The sequence below is a fragment of the Myroides oncorhynchi genome (assembly GCF_020905415.1).
In the GTDB taxonomy this organism is placed as follows: domain Bacteria; phylum Bacteroidota; class Bacteroidia; order Flavobacteriales; family Flavobacteriaceae; genus Flavobacterium; species Flavobacterium oncorhynchi_A.
Map to the genome: position 1 here is coordinate 1,667,935 of NZ_JAJJMP010000001.1, position 25,516 is coordinate 1,693,450.

26 protein-coding genes are annotated in these 25,516 nt (G+C 34.4%); 20 read left to right on the forward strand and 6 right to left on the reverse strand.

The window, feature by feature from the left end; genetic code table 11:
- Window positions 1-61: 61 nt before the first annotated feature.
- The gene (locus LNQ81_RS07395; RefSeq protein WP_229945532.1) at window positions 62-2,227 is read right to left on the reverse strand and encodes a S9 family peptidase; all 2,166 of its coding nucleotides are present in this window, start codon (window positions 2,225-2,227) and stop codon (window positions 62-64) included.
- A gap of 213 nt (window positions 2,228-2,440) precedes the next feature.
- Here LNQ81_RS07395 and LNQ81_RS07400 point away from each other — a divergent pair, with 213 nt between their 5' ends.
- The 7 genes from LNQ81_RS07400 to LNQ81_RS07430 all read left to right on the forward strand — a co-directional run bounded on the left by LNQ81_RS07400 (window position 2,441) and on the right by LNQ81_RS07430 (window position 8,933).
- Complete coding sequence (locus LNQ81_RS07400; protein WP_229945534.1) at window positions 2,441-3,757, forward strand: hydroxymethylglutaryl-CoA reductase, degradative; 1,317 nt, start codon at window positions 2,441-2,443, stop codon at window positions 3,755-3,757.
- Window positions 3,757-4,677 carry a GYDIA family GHMP kinase gene (locus LNQ81_RS07405; protein WP_229945536.1) on the forward strand — a complete coding sequence of 307 codons (921 nt, stop codon included), beginning with the start codon at window positions 3,757-3,759 and terminating at the stop codon, window positions 4,675-4,677. The genes LNQ81_RS07400 and LNQ81_RS07405 overlap by 1 nt, the downstream gene beginning before the upstream one ends.
- A 438-nt stretch (window positions 4,678-5,115) precedes the next feature.
- Window positions 5,116-5,508: a hypothetical protein gene (locus LNQ81_RS07410; RefSeq protein ID WP_229945538.1), complete on the forward strand. Its 393-nt coding sequence runs from the start codon at window positions 5,116-5,118 to the stop codon at window positions 5,506-5,508.
- Between the two features lie 77 nt (window positions 5,509-5,585).
- Window positions 5,586-6,593, forward strand: a complete 1,008-nt coding sequence (locus LNQ81_RS07415; protein WP_229945540.1) for a TQO small subunit DoxD — start codon at window positions 5,586-5,588, stop codon at window positions 6,591-6,593.
- Window positions 6,594-6,688: 95 nt separating this feature from the next.
- On the forward strand, window positions 6,689-7,420 hold the full coding sequence (locus tag LNQ81_RS07420) for a YqjF family protein (protein ID WP_229945542.1): 732 nt from the start codon (window positions 6,689-6,691) through the stop codon (window positions 7,418-7,420).
- Between the two features lie 14 nt (window positions 7,421-7,434).
- Entirely contained in the window at window positions 7,435-8,151 is a 717-nt protein-coding gene (locus LNQ81_RS07425) for a M949_RS01915 family surface polysaccharide biosynthesis protein (RefSeq protein ID WP_229945544.1), read from the forward strand.
- Between the two features lie 110 nt (window positions 8,152-8,261).
- A complete protein-coding gene (locus LNQ81_RS07430; protein ID WP_229945546.1) occupies window positions 8,262-8,933 on the forward strand; it encodes a carboxypeptidase-like regulatory domain-containing protein in 672 nt (223 codons plus the stop codon).
- 182 nt (window positions 8,934-9,115) lie between these two features.
- On the opposite strand, the gene LNQ81_RS07435 is transcribed toward LNQ81_RS07430, so the two are convergent.
- Entirely contained in the window at window positions 9,116-9,520 is a 405-nt protein-coding gene (locus LNQ81_RS07435; protein ID WP_229945548.1) for a hypothetical protein, read from the reverse strand.
- Between the two features lie 9 nt (window positions 9,521-9,529).
- Window positions 9,530-10,084, reverse strand: a complete 555-nt coding sequence (locus LNQ81_RS07440) for a hypothetical protein (protein WP_229945550.1) — start codon at window positions 10,082-10,084, stop codon at window positions 9,530-9,532.
- 125 nt (window positions 10,085-10,209) lie between these two features.
- Between LNQ81_RS07440 and LNQ81_RS07445 the strand changes: the two genes are divergently transcribed.
- The 11 genes from LNQ81_RS07445 (at window position 10,210) to LNQ81_RS07495 (ending at window position 20,719) form a co-directional block, all read left to right on the forward strand.
- Window positions 10,210-11,433, forward strand: coding sequence for a BaiN/RdsA family NAD(P)/FAD-dependent oxidoreductase (locus LNQ81_RS07445; protein ID WP_229945552.1), 1,224 nt, complete (start codon window positions 10,210-10,212; stop codon window positions 11,431-11,433).
- A 1-nt stretch (window position 11,434) separates the two neighbouring features.
- A complete protein-coding gene (locus LNQ81_RS07450; RefSeq protein WP_121965406.1) occupies window positions 11,435-11,911 on the forward strand; it encodes a PH domain-containing protein in 477 nt (158 codons plus the stop codon).
- Between the two features lie 887 nt (window positions 11,912-12,798).
- A complete protein-coding gene (locus LNQ81_RS07455; RefSeq protein ID WP_229945555.1) occupies window positions 12,799-13,470 on the forward strand; it encodes a hypothetical protein in 672 nt (223 codons plus the stop codon).
- Window positions 13,471-13,648: 178 nt separating this feature from the next.
- Window positions 13,649-14,734 carry a diphosphomevalonate decarboxylase gene (locus LNQ81_RS07460; RefSeq protein WP_229949264.1) on the forward strand — a complete coding sequence of 362 codons (1,086 nt, stop codon included), beginning with the start codon at window positions 13,649-13,651 and terminating at the stop codon, window positions 14,732-14,734.
- 61 nt (window positions 14,735-14,795) lie between these two features.
- Window positions 14,796-15,200 (forward strand): hypothetical protein, encoded by a 405-nt coding sequence (locus LNQ81_RS07465; RefSeq protein ID WP_229945557.1) that lies wholly within the window; start codon window positions 14,796-14,798, stop codon window positions 15,198-15,200.
- A gap of 34 nt (window positions 15,201-15,234) precedes the next feature.
- Window positions 15,235-15,828: a penicillin-binding protein activator LpoB gene (locus tag LNQ81_RS07470; RefSeq protein ID WP_229945559.1), complete on the forward strand. Its 594-nt coding sequence runs from the start codon at window positions 15,235-15,237 to the stop codon at window positions 15,826-15,828.
- Between the two features lie 15 nt (window positions 15,829-15,843).
- Complete coding sequence (locus tag LNQ81_RS07475; RefSeq protein WP_229945561.1) at window positions 15,844-17,280, forward strand: COG3014 family protein; 1,437 nt, start codon at window positions 15,844-15,846, stop codon at window positions 17,278-17,280.
- Between the two features lie 9 nt (window positions 17,281-17,289).
- The gene (locus LNQ81_RS07480) at window positions 17,290-17,643 is read left to right on the forward strand and encodes a cysteine-rich CWC family protein (protein ID WP_229945563.1); all 354 of its coding nucleotides are present in this window, start codon (window positions 17,290-17,292) and stop codon (window positions 17,641-17,643) included.
- 72 nt (window positions 17,644-17,715) lie between these two features.
- Entirely contained in the window at window positions 17,716-18,654 is a 939-nt protein-coding gene (locus tag LNQ81_RS07485) for a mevalonate kinase family protein (RefSeq protein WP_229945565.1), read from the forward strand.
- A gap of 60 nt (window positions 18,655-18,714) precedes the next feature.
- Window positions 18,715-19,638 carry a geranylgeranylglycerol-phosphate geranylgeranyltransferase gene (locus LNQ81_RS07490; protein WP_229949266.1) on the forward strand — a complete coding sequence of 308 codons (924 nt, stop codon included), beginning with the start codon at window positions 18,715-18,717 and terminating at the stop codon, window positions 19,636-19,638.
- 79 nt (window positions 19,639-19,717) lie between these two features.
- A complete protein-coding gene (locus tag LNQ81_RS07495) occupies window positions 19,718-20,719 on the forward strand; it encodes a pseudouridine synthase (RefSeq protein ID WP_229945567.1) in 1,002 nt (333 codons plus the stop codon).
- Window positions 20,720-20,774: 55 nt separating this feature from the next.
- Here the strand turns inward: LNQ81_RS07495 and LNQ81_RS07500 are convergent, their stop codons facing one another.
- The 3 genes from LNQ81_RS07500 to LNQ81_RS07510 all read right to left on the reverse strand — a co-directional run bounded on the left by LNQ81_RS07500 (window position 20,775) and on the right by LNQ81_RS07510 (window position 23,615).
- Complete coding sequence (locus tag LNQ81_RS07500) at window positions 20,775-21,245, reverse strand: energy transducer TonB (RefSeq protein WP_229945569.1); 471 nt, start codon at window positions 21,243-21,245, stop codon at window positions 20,775-20,777.
- A gap of 278 nt (window positions 21,246-21,523) precedes the next feature.
- On the reverse strand, window positions 21,524-22,255 hold the full coding sequence (locus LNQ81_RS07505) for a pirin family protein (RefSeq protein WP_229945571.1): 732 nt from the start codon (window positions 22,253-22,255) through the stop codon (window positions 21,524-21,526).
- An 85-nt stretch (window positions 22,256-22,340) separates the two neighbouring features.
- Window positions 22,341-23,615 carry an acetyl-CoA hydrolase/transferase family protein gene (locus tag LNQ81_RS07510; RefSeq protein ID WP_229945572.1) on the reverse strand — a complete coding sequence of 425 codons (1,275 nt, stop codon included), beginning with the start codon at window positions 23,613-23,615 and terminating at the stop codon, window positions 22,341-22,343.
- 144 nt (window positions 23,616-23,759) lie between these two features.
- Here LNQ81_RS07510 and map point away from each other — a divergent pair, with 144 nt between their 5' ends.
- Together map and LNQ81_RS07520 are read left to right on the forward strand one after the other, a co-directional pair.
- Window positions 23,760-24,578: a type I methionyl aminopeptidase gene (gene map, locus LNQ81_RS07515; protein WP_229945574.1), complete on the forward strand. Its 819-nt coding sequence runs from the start codon at window positions 23,760-23,762 to the stop codon at window positions 24,576-24,578.
- Window positions 24,579-24,594: 16 nt separating this feature from the next.
- Window positions 24,595-25,359, forward strand: a complete 765-nt coding sequence (locus LNQ81_RS07520) for a class I SAM-dependent methyltransferase (RefSeq protein ID WP_229945576.1) — start codon at window positions 24,595-24,597, stop codon at window positions 25,357-25,359.
- Window positions 25,360-25,516 lie beyond the last annotated feature (157 nt).

Sequence of the window (25,516 nt, forward strand, 5' to 3'; positions counted from 1 at the left end):
TTAGTTCGTACTGTTGGTGATATAGTACTTTGATTGGTTGATAGGTGTAAGGTTTTTTGGCTTATAAGTTGTTTAAGATGAAGTTTGTCATCTTAGTGTATAGTTGTAATCTAGTGTTTCCTCCTGAGATACCATGGTTCTTATCTGGGTAGATTAACCAGTCGAAATCTTTATTCTTTTGTACTAATGACTGTATCATTGCCATTGCATTCTGTACGTGTACATTATCATCTGCAGTACCATGAATAAGTAGGTAACGTCCTTTTAAGTTATCTGCATATGTGATAGGTGAGTTATCATCATATCCTGTAGCATTCTCTTGTGGAGTAGTCATATAACGCTCTGTGTATATACTGTCATAGTATCTCCAGTTGATAACAGGAGCTACTGCGATAGCCATTTTAAACACATCGCTTCCTTGTAGTAAAGCATTAGAAGACATAAAACCTCCGTAGCTCCATCCCCAGATACCTATTCTACTAGCATCTACATAAGACTGGCTACCTAAGTATTTAGCAGCGATGATTTGATCATCTACTTCATATCTACCAAGTTTATTTTGGGTTACTTTTTTAAATTCAGCTCCTTTAAATCCTGTTCCTCTACCATCGACAGTCACTACTATATACCCTTTTTGTGTAAGCATAGCGTGCCAATAATCGTTAGAATCTAACCATTTATCAGCTACAGATTGTGAACCTGGACCACTGTATTGATACATAAATACAGGATATTTCTTAGCAGGATCAAAGTTCTTAGGCTTCATCATCCACGCATTTAATTGTAAACCGTCAACTGTTGGGATTTGAATAAATTCTTTAGTAGGTATGTTATAGTCTACTAATTTGTCTTGTAGTTCTTGATTGTTTAAGATCTCTTTTACGACTTTACCAGTCTTAGAATTCTTAAGTGTATAAGTAGGAGCTACCTTATTAGAAGAGTATATGTTGATAAATTGTTGGAAGTTAGGGCTGAAGATAGCGCTATTTGTTCCTAATTTATCAGATAACTTTTGTTTGTTTTTACCTGTTAAGTCTATTGAGTAAATACCTCTATAGATAGAACCTTCTTCTACAGATTGGAAGTATAACTTCTTAGTTTTAGTATCTATACCGTAGTAGTCAGATACTTCCCATTTTCCTGATGTTATTTGGTTTACTAACTTCCCTTCTTTGTTATAGTAGTAAAGGTGGTTGTAACCATCTCTTTCACTCTGCCATACGAAGTCGTTGTTATCTAGGAAAGACAATGTATTGACATCTACATAAGCTTTATCCGTTTCATTAAGGATAAGCTTCTTATCTAATGTGGTACCATCGATAAAGAATACTTTAAGATCGTTTTGATGTCTATTGATTACTTGGGCACTTAAGTACTTGCTGTCATTTGTCCATTTGATTCTTGGGATATAGAAGTCATTAAACTCGCTAAGGTTGACCTTACTCGTTTTAGTAGACTTTAAGTCATAAATATGGATAGACACTAGAGAATTTTTCTCACCAGCCTTCGGATATTTAAACTTGTCTTGTGTAGGATATAGTCCAGTACCGTATATATCCATAGAATATTCTGGCACTTCAGTTTCGTCAAATTTTACGTAAGCTAGTTTATCACCATCCTTGTTCCAGTCGAACATACGTACGATACCAAACTCTTCTTCATATACCCAATCAGATATACCGTTGATGATATGATTTTTCTTACCATCATTAGTAATTTGTTGTGTTTTTGCAGAAGCGATATCATAAAGATAAAGGTTGTTTTGATAAGCATAAGCTATTTTAGAACCATCGTTAGAAAAAGTAGGCTCCATTATCTTGTGATCAGCTATTTTAGTCAGCTTATTTTTAGTTGGGTTGAACAAGTAAAAATCAGCTAAAGCCGAACGACGAAAGATAGCAGTTGAGTTTGTCCCAATTAAGATTTGCTCTTCTTTGTGGTCAAAAACATAAGTATCTATCGATTTGATATTTTCGAAAACACTAGTAGAGAAGATCGTTTTGGATTTTTCAAGTGTTTCAAAATTATACAGATTAATCTCTTGGTGGTCTTTGCCAATGCGTTCAATACGTGAGTATTGATTAGACTTCTCCATCGAATTGACAGATTGCATAGCTTTGGTTCTAAATGTACCGTTCCAGATTTCTTCTTGAGCGATTTGTTTCTGCGCAACTCCAAATTGAGTAGCGATGATACAAAATAGTAAGGTTAGGTTAAGGTGTTTCATTATATATTTAATCGAAAAAACTTCCAATTTTAATGAAAAAATATGATTTACACCAATTTATTTTTCGAATAAGCCAAAAAAAGCTTAATTCTATTGACGCTATATTGATAATGTTTTTCATAATTAGATAAACAAAAAGTACTAATAGCTGTTTTTTTAGTTTTTTTAACCTTGAAAGAATGAGTTATCTTTGTGGCATAAACAAAAATAAAGATGGAAAGTAATATTAATGGATTCTCTAAGCTGAGTAAACGTGACAAAATCAATTGGATAGCACAAACCTATTTTTCTAATTCTGCAGATACTGTAGAAATGATAGAACAATACTGGAATTCTGATGAAGAATTACAGAAGCTACACGATGAGTTTATTGAGAATACAATTACGAATTTTTATTTGCCTTTAGGTGTTGCACCTAACTTCAAGATAAACGAGAAGTGGTATACTATACCAATGGTTATTGAAGAAAGTTCTGTAGTAGCTGCAGCTTCTAAAGCAGCTAAATTCTGGTCTGAAAGAGGCGGGTTTAAAACTACAATCTTAGGGACAGAGAAGATAGGACAGGTACATTTTATATACAAAGGAGATAAAGATAGGTTAGTTTCTTTTATTAATAAGAAAAATAGACGATTCTATGAGGATACTAGTATTATCACTCAAAATATGGAAAAGCGCGGTGGAGGTATCTCTGCTATAGAACTTAGAGATAAAACTACTGAAGTAGACAACTACTATCAGCTACACGTGACATTTGAAACGAAGGATAGTATGGGGGCAAACTTCATCAATTCGTGTCTTGAGATAATAGCAAAGACACTTAAATCAGAAGCGCTTATATACGCTGAGTTTACTGACGAAGAGAAGGTAATCGATGTAATTATGAGTATTCTGTCTAATTATGTACCTAACTGTGTCGTGAGAGCCGAAGTTAGCTGTCCAATAGCTGACTTAAAAGGAAAAGATATCAAAGAACCTCAGTTATTCGCTGAGAAGTTTGTACAGGCTGTACGTATTGCAGAGGTAGAGCCATTTAGAGCGGTAACACATAATAAAGGGGTGATGAATGGAGTGGATGCAGTAGTATTAGCGACGGGTAATGACTTTAGAGCTGTAGAAGCTGGAGTGCACGCTTATGCAGCACGTAATGGTAAATACAGTAGTTTATCTCATGCTAGTATTGAGAATGGAATATTCAAGTTTTGGATAGACTTGCCATTAGCACTGGGAACTGTTGGTGGACTTACTTCTCTTCATCCAATGGTAAAAGTAGCGTTAAAGATGCTTCAAAGCCCATCAGCAACTGAGTTAATGCAGATCGTGGCAGTAGCTGGATTAGCACAAAACTTCGCTGCTGTTAAATCACTTACTACAACGGGGATTCAACAAGGACATATGAAGATGCACTTGATGAATATTCTAAACCAATTTAAAGCAACAGATGCTGAACGTGTAAAAGTAGTAGCACATTTCGAAAAGAATGTAGTATCACATAGCGCGGTAGTTGAGTTATTAGAAAGTTTACGTCAATAATGATAAAAGAGTATTATAGCAATGGTAAACTTCTCTTATCTGGAGAATATGTCGTACTAAATGGTGCTAAAGCATTCGCTATGCCCACTAAATTTGGGCAATCTATGATTGTAAGCGAAACAGAAGATGATCGTATCTCATGGATTAGCTATGATGTAGATGGAAAGGTGTGGATGGAAGAAGAAGTTGCTTTGGTTGATATTATTGATAGGGATGCTATACCTGAAGGTAGTGAGTATTGTAAAACATTAGTGCAGGTACTACGTGCTGCACATTCTCAGAATCCTAATGTGTTTGAAAGTGGTAAAGGATATGAAGTAACGTGTAAGTTAACCTTTCCTAGACTTTGGGGATTGGGAACTTCATCTACTTGGATTAATAACGTAGCACAGTGGTTCGCTATTAATCCATATCAATTGCTTCAAGACTCTTTTGGAGGAAGTGGATATGATATTGCTTGTGCGCAATATGACAGAGGAGTATTCTATACCTTAACGGATAAATATAATCCAAAAGTAGAGTTGGTTGATTTTACTCCTGCTTTTGTGGATGATATCTATTTCGTTTATCTCAATCAAAAGAAGAGTAGTAAGGAGGCAATAGCGAACTTTAAAAGCAAGAAACCTTTGATTAATGAACAAGTGAAGCGTATCTCTGTGATTAGCCAAGAAATGAGTGAGTGTTCGAATTTAGTTGATTTTATGTCGCTTATGAATGAACATGAACAAATTATGAGTGATGTCTTAGATGTACCTACAGTAAAACAAGAGTTGTTTAGTGACTTCGAGGGTTCGATTAAGAGTCTTGGAGGATGGGGTGGAGACTTTGTGATGGTAGCTACAACAGTAGATCCAAACGACTATTTTATCTCAAGAGGATATAAAATACTTATAAGATTCAAAGATATGTTGCTTTTTTAGAAGTTTTACTACTAAGTGTTGAGTAAATGCCTTACCTTTAGACATTCATAATATAATGTTTTTTTAAACAAACTTACTGTATTCATTAGTATTGTTTAACTAGGAAGTAAAGAGCGATTGTCATAAGTTAGAGAAAAGGCATAGTGCTATGTTTTGAGTATTTGTCTAATGAAGTGATTTATTAGATTGTACTAATGCTTAATGTAGGTTTAAGTAAAGAGTGTCTGAATCTTGATGAGCAAATTGGAGAGAAAGACAATTAGGGAGGTTTCTGTAACAAGAAACCTCTTTTTTTTGCACTAGATTTGGTGTTGATTAGGGGGCGATAATTTGCAAGATAATGCGAACTTAACAATACTTTGTCAATTGGAATTGTTAAAATTGAACTTAAAGAACTATTTTTGAACCTTTAAAAGAAAAAGGAAAAGTAAAAGTAAAATGTCAACTTTAAAAAGAAAGTTAGCGGTACAAATACAATGTTATCTATGGATAGCTCTGTTGATGTTCACAACAGTGGGCTGTTCTGCGAAGAAAGCTTTCTTTGAAGTATCAGGTATGACTACAGAGCGACCTTTAAACGCTAACAAAGCGTTAGGAAGCAATACTTCTATTACCTGTGAAATAGAATCTTCTTCTACAACAGTATCTTCAAGACAATTAAAACAACGTGTAAAAGGACTTGCCTTACCATCTTTATTTTACTCAAGTAAAGTAGACTTGGCACGATATTATTATATTAGTGATGTACAGCGAGATTATATTCTTAATGTAGCTGGTACTGATCCTCCTAAATATGTGTTATATCAGCAGTTTAAATTAGCTATTATATAATTGATTTGAAATATTCAATACACTCTGAAAGTGTATCGGTCTAAAACAAATTGATTACACTATTTTAATTTAAAACTATGCAATTATTTAATAAACAGTCGTATACTACGGCTGGGTTCTTTACTCTAGGACTTCGACTAGTAGTGGGGTGGACTTACTTTTCGGCTTTTTGGCGCAGACTTATTTTAGAAAACAAACTTATCGAAACTGAAGCTGGATATATAGGGGTGAAGTTCAATCACTTTCTGCCTAATGCTTTGGGAATAAAACCATTGATCGAATATCTCGTTACTCATCCAGAGGCATTATGGTGGTCGATGGTTATCTTCACTATTGTTGAAGCAATCGTAGGGTTATTTATTATGCTAGGGCTCTTTACTAGACTGATGTCAGTAGGGGTATTTATGTTAGCGATGGGAATATTATTAGGGTCAGGATGGATAGGTACTACTTGTCTTGATGAGTGGCAGATCGGTGTGCTTGGTGTATCTACTGGTTTTATGTTGTTCTTGACAGGTGGAGGTTATGGCTCTTTAGATTATTACTTCATTAAAAAAGAGAAGACGTTTACAACGAAAAAATGGTTTAGATTCATAGGATCAGGTGAGCTGCCAATTAAGAATTTGAAGCCTATCGTATTCATTGGATCTTTTGGAGTGCTATTATTGACTTTATATACTAATCAAGTGTTTCATGGAGGGGTATTGGGCACGTTACACAATAAATCTGTTAAGCCAAAACTTGAATTATCTAATGCCACTTGGCGTGATGGAAAAGTTGCTTTTGAAGTATATCGCGTAGAGGGAGCAGATGTATATGGCTCTTTCCTTATCGGAATACAATTAGAAACTAACGATGGAGAAGTACTTCAGAAGTGGGACGGTGATGCATTAGCTAAAATGGATAAAGCGAATATTAGTAATCATTATGTTGCTAAAATTGGCCCTGGTAAACACAGTCTTGTGATTCCATTAGGAGCAAAAGCAGATGTCACTTTTATTCCAACTGTAGAACGCCCAAGCAAAGGTGTTGTCATTCGGCTTATAGATGTGAGTGGACTACAGTGGACTGTTGAGGCTAATTGATAAGTTAAGAAGATAGTTCTGGCAACGATTGAAAAAGCGATAGAGTATATTTATATTGAATAATTAATTGCGTAAATTGCTTTTAAAATTACGATATGAATAGTGTAGAAGATGTATTACAATCGGTATCTCACAGACCTTGGGAATTACCTGAAGGGCAATGGATGTTTTATCAAGAGTGGAACAGAGCTATCTTTCTTCATTTTGAGGTTCCGTATGATGTACTAAGACCTTTAGTACCTGAGGAAATCGAATTAGATCAGTTAGAAGGTAAGTGTTATGTATCTATAGTGCCATTCACGATGGAGAATATTCGTCCTCGTCAATTACCAGCAGTTAGTATGATATCAGACTTTGATGAACTTAATGTGCGTACTTATGTCAAAATAAATGACAAACCAGGTGTGTATTTTTTAAACATTGAAGTAGGGAAGAGTCTTTCCGCTTTTGTCTCGCGTACGGTATCAGGACTTCCTTATGAAAAGGCTGAGATGAAGAGGACAGCAGATACTTATTTGTCTTTAAACGAAAAGAAGAAGTTCTTCTTGCGTTTAAAGTTTAATGTAGGCGATTTAGTACAATCTAAAACCACTTTAGAAAAATGGTTAACGGAACGTTACTGTCTTTATGTATATGTTAATGAGGAATTGTTTAGATATGAAATACATCATAAAGAATGGCCTGTTAAGGCAATATTATTTGAGAATCTGGAGTTAGAGTATAAGATAGGAAATCTACACTTGACAGAAGCAGATGTAATCGCATCTCAATATTCAGACGGTGTGATAGTCGTATCTTGGGATAAAGAAAAGATAACACGTGTATAACAGGAATACTTATAATGAGAAATAATATTTTTTGGTTCGCTTGCCTTGCTTTATTGTTCAGTACAGTAATAGTGGCACAAAATACACGTTCTATAGAACGCACGATACAGCCTAAGTGGAAGATGGTAGTTTATGATAAAGAATCTCCAATAAAAGCAAAGAACTTACTTTATAATGAGATTCCCAAGACTCTTGATTTTAAAGGAACAGTGATGGAGGCTATCAAATGGGAGGATAAAGAAGGTGAGAAGATCTTGATTCTTACCACTACAGGATATTTTCCATATAGAGACTTTGCTAATAAAGGATTTGGGCAATACTCTTCAGGGACTAAAGGTGAGATTTACACCTATATGTTCATGAAGAAAAGCGCTGAAGAAGACTATATTATGACACTTAAGATGTATGATCACGTTGCTTGTGGAGAAAAAAGTACTGGCTCATATATTGGGTATGTTCCTCAAGGGACTGTAGTTACAGATCTTGATAATGACGGTGTTACAGAAGTTATTGTTTCTTATATCTCCAGTTGTAATGATGGGGAGGAAGGAGAATATGACCTCAAGGTAGTCTTATATAATGGCAATGAGAGTGTAGTAGCAAAGGGGCAACTTATTCCAAATGAGGGTAAAATAGATAAACCCGTGATTGAACGTGATGATAAGATGAAAAAAGTATTCTCTAAAACAGTAGAAGAGGGCTGGAAGAAAATAGCGAAGAATTTTAAATAACTGAAAAACCTCGTAGTGTATGCTCTGAGGTTTTTTTTATAGAAAGAGTATTTTAGTCAGTAGTTTTTAAATTTGTTTATATTTGATAACAATCATATTCCTTAATACCTATGAAATACAGAATCGAGATACAAGAACCTTGTCATGAAGACTGGAATAAGATGACTCCTCAGGATAAGGGGAGGCACTGTGATGTATGTGATAAAGTGGTAGTAGACTTTAGTAAATATAGTAAGCGAGATATCATTAATCATATCAAGAAAGAAGGAAAGATATGTGGTAGAGTACCTTTTCAGTATGTAGGTGTGGACTTAGAAGAAGAGAAGATCAGAAAGTCTTTTGGACTAAATGGGATGGTTGCTACGATGGTGAATTTATTAGCACTAACGACTATAAGTACGGCTGTAGCACAAGAAAAACCTAAAGTAGAAACTGTATGTAAAGATGCTAAGGCGAGTACTCCTATAGCAACAGTTGTTCAGAATGATGCTAAGAATGAAAATACTAGAGTGATCAGAGGAAAGGTTTATGAAGGAGGATTAGAATTACCTGGGACAACAATTATGATAAAAGGGACTGATATAGGTACTCAAACCAATCTTCAAGGAGAGTATGAATTAGTTGTTCCTGAAAAATATGATACTAAACGACTAACTTTAGTTGCTAGTTTTGTTGGAATGAATGATGTAAAGGTTCGAGTTGGTAAATCAAAAGATAATGTTGATTTCCATTTAGAATCAAGTAATGAAGTGTTAGGAGGGGTAGAGATAGTTAGTTATTAAATATAAAAGAATATGAAAAAAGGAAAAGTACTATTATACATTGGGCTATTTATGATATCAATAGGGACAAGTTTAATATCAATGAAAAATGTTCAAATAGGATTGTTTCTACTTATTTCGGCAGTCGTGGTCTTGCTTTTTGCATTAGTAATCGGCATAAAAGAAAAGAGGGCTTCTAAGAACTAAGCTAGGCGATTCTGTAGAGAACTGATTTTATTCTCTCTACCCCAATCATACGTCTTAGATGTATCTGATACATATTGAAATAACAGGAGTGCTTTGCTATTCAGGAGAGCACTTTTTTCGTTTAAAGAATCTTGAGTTTTGAGAGCTAGTAGTCTTAGGATGTCAGCCAGTAATTCTATATTTTCGATATCCATTCCCTCTATGGTTAATAAAGATACTAGAGCTTCTTCATCTGTAAGCAGGATAAATTTATCTATATTAAAACTCTCTTTAAGGGAAGAAGTGAAGTCTTGTACCTGTTGCTCCGTTTCGAAGTCATCAATAGGAAGTGAATTAAAAACGGCTCTTAGTAATTGAGCCGTTTGTTGTATCATTCTAAGTACGAGATCTCTTCTTTCCATAAAAATTAATTAGCGTACTGGTCGTAAGGTATTACTAAATGTAACTTTAAAAGGAGTTGTTTTGTTTCCGTTGTTTTTCATCACATAGATGAATTTGAACATCTTGGCATGATCACTTTCTATCGTCAGTGATCCCCCCGTATAACTGTCTTTTAATAGGATGTCTTGGCTATTCTCTACACGGATAGATTTAGCAATACCAGTTCTAAGGTCGCTCATTGTCATACCGTAGTAGTAGGATTTATTCTCTCCTTTAACAGAGATATTCTCTCCTTTAAAGCCTTTGGTTAAGATCACTACAGAGTAATTATCTCCTGTAGCTTTAATGTTTTTGAGATAGTTATCTTTCGTTTTATCTGTTACAGATCTAAAGTCATCTCTCACTTGTGCATAATCAGGTAAGTCGATTACGTCTTTTTCTTCAGGAAGTCTTTCTTCCTCTTTGATTTTTTCGATTCGCTCATCAACAGTCAATTCCTTAGGTGGTGTAATAGTTGCTACATGTGAAGCAGATTTACACATGGAGAATAAGACGATTAAAGCTAAGAAAGGTAATTTTTTCATATTCTTAATTTAACAATGATAGGGATGCGATCGTAAGTAAGTATCTTTGTTGCCGTAAAGATAAATTTTTACAGCCAATAAAAAAACTGTAAGAGAGAGTCTTAAACGTTAAAATAGGTTTTTCAATGAATTATGATGTCATATTAGTAGGTGGTGGAGCGGCAGGTTTTTTTACTGCTATTAATTTAGTCGAACAGAATAAAGGGCTAAAAGTAGCTATTATAGAACGAGGAAAAGAGGTATTGTCTAAAGTGAAAATATCAGGAGGAGGGAGATGTAATGTTACACACGCATGCTTTGATCCGAAGGAGTTGACACAGTTTTACCCTAGAGGAGCTAAAGAATTATTAGGCCCTTTTCATCAGTTCTGCTCAGGGGATACAATAGAGTGGTTTGATCGCCATGGAGTGACGTTAAAGATAGAAGAAGATGGAAGGATGTTTCCTGATACAGATTCATCACAGACGATTATAGACTGTTTTATGAAAGCTGTACGTGAACTAAAGATAGATGTTATCACGAGTAGTAGTGTACAGGGGATTTTTAAGAAAGAGAATAGTTGGAAGTTAGATACTACTACAGGTAACTATGAGTGTGAATACCTAATAATGACTACAGGTAGTAATCCGAAGATGTGGAATATGATGTCTGATTTAGGACATAGGATCATAGAACCTGTACCATCCTTATTTACGTTTAATATTAATGACAAGCGTATTAAGGATTTAATGGGAGTTGCTACTCCTGCTGAGGTAAGTGTTAAGGGGACTAAGCTAGAGGCGGCAGGTCCTTTACTGATCACACACTGGGGGATGAGTGGACCTGGTATATTACGTCTATCTGCATGGGGAGCGAGAATCTTAGCAGAGAAGAATTATCAGTTTCATATCACAGTAAATTGGATGCCACAGCACAGCTTTGCATCCCTTAAAGAAGAACTTCAGCATATCAGAAAGGAACACGCTAAGAAGAATGCAATTAAGCGTATAGAACTAGAGTTGCCTAACCGTTTATGGGAGCGTATGGTTGTGGTGTCAGGTATAGCAGAAGATACAAAGTGGGCAGATGTAACGAATAAGCAGTTGGATGCTTTATGCGGAGAATTGACTCAAGGAGAGTACCAAGTGAATGGAAAGAGTACATTTAAAGATGAATTTGTGACAGCGGGAGGTATTGATCTAAAGGAGATAAACTTTAAAACGATGGAAAGCAAAGTAAAAGACAACTTGTATTTTGCTGGAGAGATATTAAATATTGATGCGATTACAGGAGGTTTTAACTTCCAAAATGCATGGACAAATGGGTATATAGCTTCTCAAGCTATTACTGCTAAAATAGAAAGTAAATAAGATGAGGTTTAGTTATTATAATTTGACAAGTAAGATCTTACTGTCAGTATTCTGTTTATTGCCATTCCTTGGGATGATTATATTCTTTATGCAGGTTGGTAATGTATTGGCGATTTCACTGAGTGTGATTATGATTTTCTTACTCATTGTGTTTATTTACAAATGTTTTTTTATCAAAGTAAATATTGATAAATCGGGGATTACCTATGTTAGCCCTCTAAAAAATAAGCATCTTAATTGGGATGAGGTGAAGGATGTATTGATTGTGGTACGTGAGCGTCGTTCACTTCCTGATTATTATAAATTCAACGAATGGATGGAAGCAGGTAAGGCGGGCAAGAGTTATTTTGTTTTATTTAGAACTACAGAAGGTTTTCCTGAGAATCCGATGTTTATGTTTAGTGCACCAACAGGAGAAGATTACATTAGTGTACAGTTTCGACCAAGTATAAAACAAGCAATAGAAAAGTATCGTTAAGCAAGATTAACAATATTAAAAAAGGTAGTAGAACTCAAGTTTTACTACCTTTTTTTGGTATTTGTGATTAAGGATTTATAAAATGATGCCAACTTTACTTCTTAAATTTGTCTCTACATAAAAAATAGAATGTAACCCAGATATTAGGATCTCTAACTGAACCTTGTTGTATAAATTTAAAACTACAGTAAAAAACAAAAGAGTAGCAAAATAGTCAGTTTTTATTTTGTATACTTGCAAAGTGTTGAATATTAGAATTTAATACTTTTTTTAGGCCAATCTTCGAGGCTAATATTTGAAAATAATCAGAACTTACGTGAATAGGATGAAATAGGCATTTTTATGCAGTTTTGGTTCGAGTGAGTCCATAGTGAGTCCATAGCCAGTCCATTAAAAAGGCATTTTTAATGCTCTCAATATGGATACACGATGTTATCAATATACTTTCATACAAAGTCATGTAGTAGCTTCTTGGGCTGGAACTGCTAAATAAGGAGGTTACTTTTTTATTGAGATAAATGAATAATTCTTAGGCGAATTAAAGTTGTTGATTTCTAGTTAGATAGAAATTGGAGTCTGAGACTAAGTTACGAATTTGAAAAGAATGTATAAGAAGGAGTTAGACTTAAAAAGAGTTCTTTTATAGAAGTCTAGACAACTTCAGTAAGACGTATAATCCGGGTACACTTGTTTATGCGAAGTAATTATTCATAAAAGTGAGAAAACATAAAAGGTCATTAATGAGAGTTGAAGACCATTTATATTGCTGTATTTATACTTATAGTAATTATAGGGATAGGTAGGAATGCATTGTTTTATGTATTTGTTTCGTTTTATTGTTAAATATGTTTATATAATGTATTATATTTATTTAAAAATTACTTTTTATGATAGATAATGTAAAGTATGGATTAAAGCTCTCAGGTTTTGGGGTTTTTAACTTTATGAAACTTGCTTTTGTAGGGATTGGCAGTGCTGTTATCAGTTTGATTGCTGGTATAGTTCTTTTGTCTAAAGGTTTATTGGTTGATAAACATGGTAATGTCTACAAAAGTTCTTTTAGTACGTTTATAAGCGATTATCCATATCAGTCTATTTTGCTTTTTTTGACTTTAATTAGTATCTTTTTTCTTTTTTCTTTTTCTAGTCAATATGCTATGAGAAAGGTAGCAAGTCGTATTTTAGATGATAGGGCAGAGTCATTCTTAGAACCTATTATGGATAAGGCGATGGACAAAACAATGGGGAAAATAAATGATGCTGAAAAACAAAATATGGTACAACGCGGTATAGATTATTCTGTATTGAAGCTTCAGACGATTAATAATGTGAAGCAAGAGACAAGTAATAGATGGCTGAGGTATCTCTTGGTGTTAGGATTCTCTAAATTAAAGTTAGAAGACATCCCTTTTGATGATCCTAAGTTTAATGTGCGCTCTGAAATTAAAACAAGAGTATTAGATGTGATTAAGGAATTTGCTGCACCATCTTCACAGTTTTTTTGGACCATAATAGTTTATCATTGGATAGTGATAGGGGTTATCCTTTTTACTAGATAATATCAAGTGTGATTTAGTAAACGATGTTAGATAAGATTAAGTATGCAGCCAAACTATCTTTTATAGGAGGGAGTAGCTTTTTTTGTATTCAGTCAGTTTTAAAAATAATAACTTTCTTAAAGAATGGAGTAGCTATCAATAAAAGATGTTATTTTTGTGTCATAGAAATAACAGAATGATGAATATAGAAGACTTTATTTTTGACCAAGTAGTAGATGTTAATTTGACTATGGAGGGTGGTTTCTCATGGAGTACACCTAGTAATATAGCATTAGTTAAATATTGGGGAAAGAAAGATAATCAGATACCTGCGAATCCTTCATTAAGTTTTACGTTGAAGAATTGTAAGACAGAGACTTCGTTAACATATAAGGCAAAATCTGATAAAGGGATAAGTTTTGATCTTTTATTTGAGGGAAAGCCTAAGGAAGATTTTAAACCAAAGATTCAGAAGTTTTTCGAGAGAATAGTAAAATACTGTCCTTATATAGAGAATTACCACTTTGTTATAGATACTAAGAATACTTTTCCACATAGTTCAGGTATAGCATCTTCTGCTTCTGGTATGGGGGCTATGGCTGTAAATATTATGTCATTAGAAAAGTTGTTAAACGCAGATATGACTGTTGAATACTTTAATCAGAAGGCTTCTTTCTTAGCGCGTTTGGGCTCTGGAAGTGCGTGTAGAAGTATTACAGGTAGTGTAGTGGTGTGGGGAGAACAAGCTGATATTACAGGTAGCTCGAATTTATACGGTATAGAATTTCCATATGAGGTACATCCTATGTTTAAGAATTACTGTGATACAATATTGCTTGTCGATAAAGGAGAGAAGAAAGTATCAAGTACTGTAGGACATGATCTGATGCACAATCATCCTTATGCTGAGCAACGCTTTAGTCAAGCACATGAGAATTTGGCTAAGTTGAAAAATATATTGAGTGAAGGGAATTTAGTAGACTTTGTCGCGTTAGTAGAGAGTGAAGCTCTGACACTGCATTCAATGATGATGACATCAATGCCCTATTTTATATTGATGAAACCCAATACTCTTGAAATAATTGAAAAAATATGGGCATTTAGAGAAAAAACTTCTATACCAGTGTGCTTTACTTTAGATGCTGGGGCAAATGTCCACGTTCTTTACCCAGTCGGAGATAAGGATTTTGTTCAGACATTTATAAGACAGGAATTAGTAGAGTACTGTCAAAATGGACAATATATAGATGATGAAATAGGAGAGGGATCGTTAATAATCAAATAATTTTTTGTAATTTTATATAACGGTATGTTAATTGCATATTGAGAACTTAAAATTTAAAGACATGAAACAGTTAATAACAATTTTTGGTTTAGTATTAAGTAGTTTGTTTATTACTCAAGCAACTTATGCACAAGATTTAGCGCCGGATCAGAATCCTAATTATAGGGTAAGTATGGTTAAGTATATGGCAGCTAAAGATTCGTTGACAAGTACATTAGGAACAACAGTTCAAGATACTTATAAAGCTTACGATTGGTACGAAGCAAAAATGGAACGCAAGGCTCAGAAAAAACAATGGAAGCATGAAGAGCGCATGGAACGTGCTAAACATGGTAGATCATATTCTAGCTATGACAATGGCTATTATGGAAATTACTACAATAGATATAATTCAGGTTGGGGTAATTGGAATAATTGGAGACCGCAAATAGGTTTTAAAACTGGTAATTGGTGGTTCTCTATCTAGTACGAAAAAAATAATATGAAAAAAAAATAGAATTATGCAAATTAAAAGAATAGCATTAGCTATAGTATTAGCTGTATCTGGATTGGCAATTACATCATGTGGACGTCAAGTGACACGTGTAAGTACAGAAGAAACTATTGACCTTAGTGGGAGATGGAATAATTCTGATTCTAGAGAAGTGGCTCAAGCCATGACAAAACAAATATTAGAAGAGCCTTGGATTTTTAATTTCCGTGAAGAAAATGAAGGTAAAAAGCCTGTAGTGATTGTTGGAATGGTTTATAATAAAAGCCATGAACATATTGAAGCAGAAACATTCACTAAGGATGTAGAACAAGCTTTTATTCAATCGCAAAGAGTACGTTTAGTACAAGGTGGAAAAAAACGTGACGAATTACGTGGAGAACGTGCTGATCAGCAAACAAATGCATCAGAATCGTCTATGAAAAAATTCGGTTTAGAGCAAGGAGCTGACTTTATGTTGCAAGGTTCTATTAATTCTATTGTAGATGCGCATAAAAAACAAAAAGTGGTTTATTACCAAGTTAACTTAGAGTTGACAAATATCCAAACAAGTGAAGTGGTATGGATAGGTGAAAAGAAAATCGCTAAGTACGTAAAGAACTAATTTAAAAGGAAATAGATGGTTTCAAATAGAGCCATATATTCTGTTATAAAAACATCACTGCTTTTTGCGGTGATGTTTTTCGTGTTTGGATGTGCTACTTATCACGATAGAATAACAGATTATTATCAGAAGTTAGGGGCTTCAGAATTTGATGAGGCTGAGAAAGCTTTAGACAAAAATGCACTATTGCAGAAACCTAGGAACCTTCTTCTTTTTTATATGGAGAAAGGAAGAGTAGCACATTTAAAAGGAGCATACGAAGAAAGTAATAAGTATTTAAATCAAGCTGATTTATTAGTAGAAGATGGATTAAATACTACAGGTGATTTAGCTGTAGGATTGTTTTTGAACTCAATGTCTCAAAATTACAAGGGAGAAGAGTTTGAAATTTTTATGCTACATTATTATAAGGCTTTGAATTATATGTATCTTGGAAAGACTAATGAGGCTATAGTAGAGGCTAGACGTATATCTCTGCAAAATTACGCTCAGGGTGATAAGTACAAAGATAAAACTACACGCTACTCTAAGGATGCTTTCTCGTTAAACCTTCAAGGTTTAATTTATGAGTATAGTGGTAATTATAATGATTCTTTTATTTCATACAGAAATGCAGTAGAGACCTATCAGTCTTCTAAAGATTTGACTTACTACGGTGTAACTATGCCTGCGAGTTTAAAGTATGATGTAATGCGTATGGCTGCAAAGAATGGTTTTAATAGTGAGTTGTCAAAATACGAACGTGACTTTAAGCTAAAATTAAAAGATCAACCTGCTGGACCAGGTGGTGAAGTTGTTATCTTTTGGGAGAATGGCCGTGCTCCAATTAAGGAACAAGAGGATTTGTTCTTTTCATTAGTGAAAGGAGAATCAGGAAGTTTAGTTTTTACTAATGCGTTAGGTATTATGATTCCACTTGATTTTGGGATAGCAGGGAAGACTAATTTAAGTGATGTTCACAGTGTTAATATAGCTTATCCTAAATATATAGTTCAACCAGTACCTTATACAAATGCAACTGTATTAGCCAATGATTCACATAATAATAGTTTTGAGAAAGTTGAAGATATTGATGCATTAGCTGTGCTAACTTTAAAAGAAAGGGCAGGTAAAGAATTGGGGCAAATACTGACTAGAATGGCTGTAAAAAAAGCTGCTGAATACGCAGTCAAAGCTGCAGCTAAATCAAATGGTAAAAATGGTGAGAATAATGCAGTTTTAGAAGGAATCGGTTTAGGAGTTCAGTTATTTAATTTGTTTTCTGAGAAAGCAGATACGCGAAATTGGCAAACACTTCCTGCTCAAATTAATTATACAAGAGTACCACTACAGTTAGGACAAAATAAACTAAAGATTACTATGCAACGTCCAAATGGTCAACGTGTAGAACATAATGTAGATATAGAGGGAGCAGGAGGAATGAAATTCTATAACTTTGCTACAATGAATTAAAAAGAGATTATGAGTAAAGATAGAGTCTGTACGCATTGTAAAGGGCCAATACTGTGTAATACAGTAGATATTCAAAACTGTGATTGTTCTAATGTTAATATATCTAATGAAACACGTATTTTTTTGGCAGGGTCTTTTCACAAGTGTTTGTGTAATGAGTGTTTGGTTAAGTTTGACCAGATGATATCTTCATGTCAAGGAAAAGAATTGCCAAAGCGAAGAAGTGAGATGGAAGAAGGATTGCATTATTATATGGAGAATGAGTATTTTGTCTTTACAGAGCTATATCACATGTTGAAAGGGCAATGCTGCCAAAACGGATGTAGACATTGCGTTTATGGCTTTAAAAACAGATATTTATAAAAATTAAGAGGTAAAAAAGAGTGTGTGCAGATATAATGTGTATTTTTGCATCGTGAATTTATAATAACAGCTATGAAAGGACCATTATTTTATTCAAAAATTCTTTTATTCGGTGAGTATGGAATTATTAAGGACTCTAAAGGACTATCTATTCCTTATAATTTTTATAAGGGAGCATTAAAGATGTCTGAACATTTAGAAGGAGTAGCTTTAAAATCTAATCAAAGTTTAAAAAACTTTGCAGCTTATCTAAGTGATATGCAGGAGCAAGAGCCTTCATTAGTGAAGTTTGATATAGAGCGATTAGATTCTGAAATAGAACAAGGACTTTACTTTGATTCAAGTATTCCTCAAGGATATGGAGTGGGAAGTAGTGGGGCACTTGTAGCGGCTATTTATGATCAATATGCTTACAATAAGATAACTGTTCTTGAGAACCTAACAAAAGACAAGCTTCTTGTGCTTAAAGGTATTTTTGGAAAAATGGAAGCTTTCTTCCATGGGACTAGTTCAGGTTTAGACCCACTAAATAGCTACTTAAGTTTACCTATTTTAATCAATTCAAAAGACAATATTGAACCTGCAGGTATTCCTTCTCAAAGTGTAGATGGTAAGGGAGCTGTGTTTTTACTTGATTCTGGAATCGTAGGAGAGACAGCACCAATGATTACGATTTTTATGGAGAGTTTAAAAGACCAAGGTTTCCGTCAGATGTTGAAAGATCAGTTTGTAAAGTATACGGATGCATGTGTTGAGAACTTCCTTAAGGGCGATGTAAAGTCGTTGTTTAGTAACACAAAGTTATTGTCTAATGTTGTTTTAAATCACTTCAAACCGATGATTCCTGAGCAATTTCATAGTATTTGGCAAAAAGGTATCGAAACAAATGATTACTACTTGAAACTATGTGGTTCAGGTGGAGGGGGATATATCTTAGGATTTACTCCTGATATTGACAAGGCTAAAGAGTCATTAAAGGATTATAAATTAGAAGTGGTTTATCAGTTCTAATCAAAAATATGTAAATGTTATAACCTTTCGCTTTTGCGAAACAAAATTGAAACAAGAATAATGTTGTCTAGGAAAAATAAGTTGCTCTTAGCAAAAATATTTAGCTTGTTCTCAGTAGTGAGAGGTTATAACATTTTTATTATAGTACTAGCACAGTACCTAGCATCTATCTTTATATTTGCTCCTGATCTTAGGGCATTAGATGTTATTTTGGATTGGAAGCTGTTTCTAATCATCTTTGGATCTTCGTTAGCTATTGCTGGAGGATATATAATTAATAATTTTTACGATGCAGAAAAAGATCTAATTAACAGACCACTTAAGTCAATGTTAGATCGGTTAGTTAGTCAAACTACGAAGTTACGTGTTTATTTTGCACTTAATTTTTTAGCTGTAGGAATTGTATTTCCTGTGTCATGGCATGCCTCTCTATTTTTCTCGGGATACATATTTTTATTATGGTTTTATTCTCATAAATTAAAGAAGTATCCTATTATCGGGAATCTAACAGCATCTCTTTTAGCTATATTGCCTTTTTTTAGTATTCTGATGTATTTTAGGTTTTATTATCCATCTATTTTTTTGCATGCATCCTTTTTGTATCTAATCATTTTAATTAGAGAGCTAATAAAAGATATGGAGAATATTAAAGGCGATTTTGCAAATAATTATCAGACTATTCCTGTGAGATTTGGAGAGAAGAAAGCAAAGGAATTAATTACTTTGGTCACGCTGCTAACTTTAATACCTATCTTTCTTTTGGTAAATAATCTGAATTTAGGATATATGACTTATTACTTCTATCTCAGTATTATAGTACTGATTCTCTTCTTATATAGATTGTGGACTTCTAAGACAGTCATGCAATATCATAGTTTACATATTAGCCTGAAGTTATTAATTTTGTTAGGAGTGTTTTCTATTGTTTTAATTGACCCTGAGGTGTTGATAAATGGTAAAACTCTATTGGAGGAAAACTTATAAGTCCTAAAAGTTGTGTAAACTTTTAGAGTTTTAATAATTAATGCTTAGAATAAAACTATCTTTGCAAAAATCTTTTGATATGAATAACGGTAAGTCGAGTTCAGGAAATAATAAATCGAATCGCTCAGGAAGTAGAAATACAGCGGGTAAGAAGTCTTTTGGTTCTAAAGACGGAGCAAAGAAGACGTATGGTGGGAATGATAGTAATAAGAAGTCTTTTGGACCTAAAGAAGGACCAAAAAAGACGTATGGAGATAATGATACAAACAAGAAGTCTGTCGCTAATAAAGAAGTCAAAAAACCTTTTAGCGCTAATACTACTAAAAAATACGATAGTAAACCAAGAGTAAAAAATACTCCTAAGGATTCTGATGAATTGCGTTTAAATAAATATATTGGTAACTCAGGTGTATGTTCACGACGTGAGGCTGATATCTATATCGTATCAGGGAATGTAAAAGTAAATGGTGAGGTTATCACTGAGCTAGGATATAGGGTAAAGAAGACGGATGTAGTTAACTTTGACGGGACTATTCTTACTCCTGAGAAACTTACTTATGTGTTATTAAACAAACCAAAAGGTTTTGCTACAATTAATGAGCCTGTTGTTACTGAAGAGAACGTATTGTCATTAATTAAAGGAGCTTCTAAATATCCATTAGTACCTATCGGAAGAATGGATAAGACAACTATTGGTTTATTGTTATTCACAAATGACACTAATTTACTTCAAAAATTGAATTCTACAGAACAACGTTCTTCTAAGTTATACCATGTATCTTTAGATAAAAACTTAAAGTACGAAGACTTAGAAAAAGTTCAAAAAGGTGTGTATATCGACGAGCGTCGTGTATTTGCTGAAGAGGTATCTTATGTAGATGATCAACCTAAGACTGAGATTGGTATTAAATTAAAAGCATCTAACGTTAAGTTGGTACGTGCTATCTTTGAGTCTTTAGGATATAATGTTATTAAGTTAGACCGTGTAATGTATGGTCAATTAACTAAATGGAACCTTCCTAGAGGTAAATGGAGACACCTAACGGATGAGGAAGTAAGAAACCTTAAGAATAGTAAATAAGACTACAATATAAATGTAAAGCTCGCTAGATGATAGCGAGCTTTTTTATTGGTGTTTATTGTACTTGTATCACTATAGGTAGAGTAAATTGTGACCTAACTCTTTTATCGTTAAGTTCTGCAGGTATCCATCTAGACATGTTGTTAAGGACTCTAATCGCTTCTTTACCTGCGCCATATCCTGGATCTTTAACTACTTCTATATCTGTAATACTACCATCTGCTTCGATTGTGAATTGTATGATTATTTGTATACTATGCGAACCTATATTAGGCACTCTAAACTTAGAGATAAACTGGTTATTAAAAGCTGACATACCTCCGGGGTATTCTGCTTTTTGAATTTCCTCATTACTGTGTTTGTTTTCTTTGGATAGTTTTGAAACGGGAGGTAAATCCTCTTCTTTCTTAACCTCCTTATCAGTATTAGTAACTATGTTATCTTCTATTTTGTATTCCTTTTCTTCCATTTTACAAGAAAGAGCTAACATTAATAGTAGACTCAATAGTAGTGTTCCTCTAGTCATTTCTTTTTTAGTAAAGATAATTAATATTAACTCTGATTCCACATTAGCCAAATACTACAAAGCAATTCTACTTCATATCTCTTTCATTAGTTCTAAAACCATACTATAGTATGCTTTACTCACTAATTCAGAGCTATTTTGTATAATTACTTTTCGTTTATATGTCTATCGCGGAATCCGGGTTAAATGAGGGGGAAATGTGAGTCTGCCTTATAATTATAAAAAAAGTGAACAGAAACTTATCTGTTCACTTCCATGTATTTATTGTAGTTATCTTATTATTGTAAGTAGCTTGGAAGTTCCATAGGAATCTCCATAAGTAACACTTGGCTGTTTTCATTAGCCTTAATAGTGAAAGTATCTTCGCCATCGAAGCCTATAGCATCTCTTCTGTGTAAGACATCGCTTCCTAATGTGATATCACCTTCTAGGATAAACATAAACACCCCATTTGACTTGTCTTTTAGTTCATAGCTAAGCTCTTTGCCTTGTTCTAAATCTGCCATGTGAAACCAAGCATTCTGATGTATCCACACCCCTTTATCATCTGGATTAGGAGAAAGAATTTGATCCCATTGATTTGCTCTATCTTCTTTGTTTAATTTTAGCTGATCATAACGTGGTTTTACATTTAGCTTATCAGGGAATATCCAAATCTGTAAGAACTGACTTTCTTGATTTTCGTTAGGATTAAACTCACTATGTTGTACACCTGTACCTGCACTCATTATTTGGATTTCTCCTTCATTAATGATTGTTCCATTTCCCATACTGTCCTTGTGAGATAAGCTCCCCGATAACGGAATAGAGATAATCTCCATATTATCATGAGGGTGAGTGCCGAATCCCATTCCAGCAGCTACATTGTCATCATTCAATACTCGAAGTACACCGAAGTGTACTCTATCGTTATTTCTATAGTTAGCGAAACTAAAGGTATGATGAGATTTTAACCATCCGTGATTAGCGTAACCTCTACTGTCTGCTGTGTATAATATTTTTGTGTTCATAGCTTTATTATTTTGTGTTACAAAGATAAGTTACACCATGTGCTATTATCCTTAATGTAGGTTAAGAATGCTATGTACTAGTACTTTACTGCTTATTTCTAGTAGTGTCAAAGTATTCTCGTAGTATCTCTTCTCTAAAATCAGGATGAGCGATATTCGCTAGTGCATGTACTCGATCTACTATAGACTTGGCTCTAAGATCAGCGACTCCATATTCTGTCACGATAAATTGTGCATGGGCGCGAGAGGTCACTACTCCAGCACCGTGTTTTAGGAAGGGTACTATTTTATTACCACCTTTTTTGGTTGTAGCAGACATTGCTATAATCGCTTTCCCTCCTTTACTACGAGTAGCTCCACGCATAAAATCTACTTGCCCACCTACTCCCGAGTAAATATTAGGACCGATAGAGTCAGCGCATATCTGCCCTGTTAGGTCTATCTCTACAGCAGAGTTAATCGCTATGGTCTTAGGATTTTGGCGAATAATGAAAGGATCATTCGTATAAGAACACTCTTTAAATTCGAAGAAAGGATTGTTGTCTAAGTACTTGTATATACGTTCTGTACCAACACAGAATGTTGAGACAGCTTTATTGTTAGAAGACGTCTGTTGAGAACAATCTAATGCTCCTGCTTCAATTAAGTCGATCACTCCGTCAGCGAACATCTCTGTGTGTAATCCTAAGTGCTTGTGATTTTTTAGTTTTTGTAATACAGCTTCAGGGATAGATCCAATCCCCATCTGTAAAGTACTACCATCTTCTATTAATTCGGCAATATATCCACCTATTTTATCTTCGATATCATCATAGCTATCACTGTATTCTGTTAATAAAGGAGTATGATGTTCTACAAGTACATCTATCTTAGAGATATGTAAAGCAGCATCACCGAAAGTACGGGGGATGTATTTATTCACTTGCGCAATCACAATCTTAGAGGAGCGTATCGCTGCAGGTGTTGCTTCTACAGAAGTACCTAAAGAACAGAATCCGTGCTCATCTGGTGGTGATACTTGTATTAGAGTTACATCTAGATGTACCAGACCACTGTCAAAAGCTTCTGGTAATGAACCTAAGAATATCGGTGTATATGTACCATTACCCTCTTTAATAGTATGCCTAACATTACCACCTGTAAAGAAAGAATTTACAAAGAAGCTTTCTCTGTATTTAGGATCTGCATAAGGAGCTTTACCTAATGTGTGAATATGACAGAACTCTACTTTTCTTAATTCGTGCGCCCGTTCTACTATAGCGTCTATTAAGTGGTTAGGAGTACATGCTACAGCATGTACATAGATTCGGTCACCAGATTTGATAAGCTTAGCGGCTTCTTGTGCAGTTGTGTAATTCATTTCTTTGTGTGTTTTTTGTTTAGCAACACGTTATTATTCATTAAATGTACAGCATTACTATCTACAAGGCAAACAAAAAGTATGTATAATCATTTTTTCATTGGTTGTAATAGTGTAATTTTGTAGGATATAAAATTTTAAGGTATGATAATTCCAAAAACTCTTGAAGAAATCGAGTTGATGAGACAGAGCGCATTGCTTGTTTCTAAAACATTAGGAATGATAGCTACAGAGCTAAAACCAGGAGTAACAACTTTAGAGCTTGATGCAAAAGCTGAAGAATTTATTAGAGATCACGGAGCGGTACCAGGATTTAAAGGCCTTTACGGTTGTCCTTCTACGTTGTTAACTAGTGTGAACGAACAGATTGTACACGGATTACCTACTAATCGTCCTTTAGAAGAGGGTGATATAGTATCTGTAGACTGCGGTACAGTGATGAACGGATTTTATGGAGATCACGCTTATACATTCGAGATTGGAGATGTAGATCCAGCTACTAAGAAGTTATTACAGATTACAAAAGAATCGCTATACGTAGGTATCAGACAATTCAAATTAGGAAATAGAGTAGAAGACGTAGGTAGTGCTATCCAACGCTTTTGTGAGAAAGAAGGGTACACTGTAGTTCGCGAGCTAGTAGGTCACGGATTAGGTACTAAAATGCATGAAGATCCTGAAATGCCTAACTATGGTAAGCCTGGTAATGGTAAAAGATTCGTAGAAGGTATGGTGGTAGCTATAGAGCCTATGATCAACTTAGGTACTCGTAATATCAAGCAACTTAATGACGGATGGACTATCGTAACACGTGATGGAAAACCATCTGCACACTTCGAACACGATGTGGCATTAGTGAATGGTAAACCTGAGTTACTTTCTACATTCCAGTATATCTATCAAGCATTAGGTATCACTAGTAATGAAGAAGATGAGTTTAGAGCTAAAGCATTAGTTCTTTAATCACTCATTCTTATTAATGAAGAAGTTATTCAAAACAATATTGAACATAGTACCTCGACCGATATTAATTCGGTTGAGTTACGTTGTTCGTCCTATGATGGCATGGTACCTAAAGGGAGATACCTTTACGGATCCTATTGATGGGAAGAGTTTTAAGACCTTCTTACCTTATGGATATGCTAAGCAACGCAATAACGTTCTTTCTCCTAGTACACTTTCACTAGAGAGACACCGCCTCTTATGGCTTTATTTACAGCGTGAGACAGACTTTTTTAGTACGCCTAAGAAAGTACTACACTTCGCACCTGAACAGGCGTTCTATAAGCGCTTCAAGAAACAACCTAACCTTGACTATACTACTACAGACTTAGAATCTCCTTTAGCTGATGTTAAAGCAGATATCTGTAATCTGCCTTTTGAAGATAATAGCTTTGATATGATTCTTTGTAATCACGTTTTAGAGCATATCCCAAATGATACGAAAGCGATGCAAGAACTGTATCGTATCCTTAGACCTGGTGGTATGGGGATATTCCAGATTCCACAAGATATGTCTAGAGCAGTAACCTTTCAAGATGATTCTATCACAGATCCTAAAGAGCGCACGCTTATCTTCGGTCAGTATGACCACGTGCGTGTCTACGGTCGTGACTATTTTGACAAGCTTAGAGCAGTCGGATTTACCGTTATAGAAGAAGACTTCATACATAAACTTACTCCTGAAGAAGTAACTAAATACTGTCTAGCAGAAGGAGAGATTATACCTGTGTGTTTTAAGTAAGTGTTTGTATTCACTGACTTATAAGAGTTTTAGTTAAAGCACTTCCTTAATAAAATAGATAACTAGGTACACTTGCCAATATTTATACATTTAACTGCCAATATTGACATACCTTATACTTGTCATATAGCAATAAATGTTTCTATAGTGAACAAAC

What these genes read in the sequence shown, in the direction of transcription:
- LNQ81_RS07395 (WP_229945532.1), bottom strand. Translation starts at nt 2,227, where the DNA reads ATGAAACACCTTAACCTAACCTTACTATTTTGTATCATCGCTACTCAA.
- LNQ81_RS07400 (WP_229945534.1), top strand. Translation starts at nt 2,441, where the DNA reads ATGGAAAGTAATATTAATGGATTCTCTAAGCTGAGTAAACGTGACAAA.
- LNQ81_RS07405 (WP_229945536.1), top strand. Translation starts at nt 3,757, where the DNA reads ATGATAAAAGAGTATTATAGCAATGGTAAACTTCTCTTATCTGGAGAA.
- LNQ81_RS07410 (WP_229945538.1), top strand. Translation starts at nt 5,116, where the DNA reads ATGTCAACTTTAAAAAGAAAGTTAGCGGTACAAATACAATGTTATCTA.
- LNQ81_RS07415 (WP_229945540.1), top strand. Translation starts at nt 5,586, where the DNA reads ATGCAATTATTTAATAAACAGTCGTATACTACGGCTGGGTTCTTTACT.
- LNQ81_RS07420 (WP_229945542.1), top strand. Translation starts at nt 6,689, where the DNA reads ATGAATAGTGTAGAAGATGTATTACAATCGGTATCTCACAGACCTTGG.
- LNQ81_RS07425 (WP_229945544.1), top strand. Translation starts at nt 7,435, where the DNA reads ATGAGAAATAATATTTTTTGGTTCGCTTGCCTTGCTTTATTGTTCAGT.
- LNQ81_RS07430 (WP_229945546.1), top strand. Translation starts at nt 8,262, where the DNA reads ATGAAATACAGAATCGAGATACAAGAACCTTGTCATGAAGACTGGAAT.
- LNQ81_RS07435 (WP_229945548.1), bottom strand. Translation starts at nt 9,520, where the DNA reads ATGGAAAGAAGAGATCTCGTACTTAGAATGATACAACAAACGGCTCAA.
- LNQ81_RS07440 (WP_229945550.1), bottom strand. Translation starts at nt 10,084, where the DNA reads ATGAAAAAATTACCTTTCTTAGCTTTAATCGTCTTATTCTCCATGTGT.
- LNQ81_RS07445 (WP_229945552.1), top strand. Translation starts at nt 10,210, where the DNA reads ATGAATTATGATGTCATATTAGTAGGTGGTGGAGCGGCAGGTTTTTTT.
- LNQ81_RS07450 (WP_121965406.1), top strand. Translation starts at nt 11,435, where the DNA reads ATGAGGTTTAGTTATTATAATTTGACAAGTAAGATCTTACTGTCAGTA.
- LNQ81_RS07455 (WP_229945555.1), top strand. Translation starts at nt 12,799, where the DNA reads ATGATAGATAATGTAAAGTATGGATTAAAGCTCTCAGGTTTTGGGGTT.
- LNQ81_RS07460 (WP_229949264.1), top strand. Translation starts at nt 13,649, where the DNA reads ATGAATATAGAAGACTTTATTTTTGACCAAGTAGTAGATGTTAATTTG.
- LNQ81_RS07465 (WP_229945557.1), top strand. Translation starts at nt 14,796, where the DNA reads ATGAAACAGTTAATAACAATTTTTGGTTTAGTATTAAGTAGTTTGTTT.
- LNQ81_RS07470 (WP_229945559.1), top strand. Translation starts at nt 15,235, where the DNA reads ATGCAAATTAAAAGAATAGCATTAGCTATAGTATTAGCTGTATCTGGA.
- LNQ81_RS07475 (WP_229945561.1), top strand. Translation starts at nt 15,844, where the DNA reads ATGGTTTCAAATAGAGCCATATATTCTGTTATAAAAACATCACTGCTT.
- LNQ81_RS07480 (WP_229945563.1), top strand. Translation starts at nt 17,290, where the DNA reads ATGAGTAAAGATAGAGTCTGTACGCATTGTAAAGGGCCAATACTGTGT.
- LNQ81_RS07485 (WP_229945565.1), top strand. Translation starts at nt 17,716, where the DNA reads ATGAAAGGACCATTATTTTATTCAAAAATTCTTTTATTCGGTGAGTAT.
- LNQ81_RS07490 (WP_229949266.1), top strand. Translation starts at nt 18,715, where the DNA reads ATGTTGTCTAGGAAAAATAAGTTGCTCTTAGCAAAAATATTTAGCTTG.
- LNQ81_RS07495 (WP_229945567.1), top strand. Translation starts at nt 19,718, where the DNA reads ATGAATAACGGTAAGTCGAGTTCAGGAAATAATAAATCGAATCGCTCA.
- LNQ81_RS07500 (WP_229945569.1), bottom strand. Translation starts at nt 21,245, where the DNA reads ATGACTAGAGGAACACTACTATTGAGTCTACTATTAATGTTAGCTCTT.
- LNQ81_RS07505 (WP_229945571.1), bottom strand. Translation starts at nt 22,255, where the DNA reads ATGAACACAAAAATATTATACACAGCAGACAGTAGAGGTTACGCTAAT.
- LNQ81_RS07510 (WP_229945572.1), bottom strand. Translation starts at nt 23,615, where the DNA reads ATGAATTACACAACTGCACAAGAAGCCGCTAAGCTTATCAAATCTGGT.
- map (WP_229945574.1), top strand. Translation starts at nt 23,760, where the DNA reads ATGATAATTCCAAAAACTCTTGAAGAAATCGAGTTGATGAGACAGAGC.
- LNQ81_RS07520 (WP_229945576.1), top strand. Translation starts at nt 24,595, where the DNA reads ATGAAGAAGTTATTCAAAACAATATTGAACATAGTACCTCGACCGATA.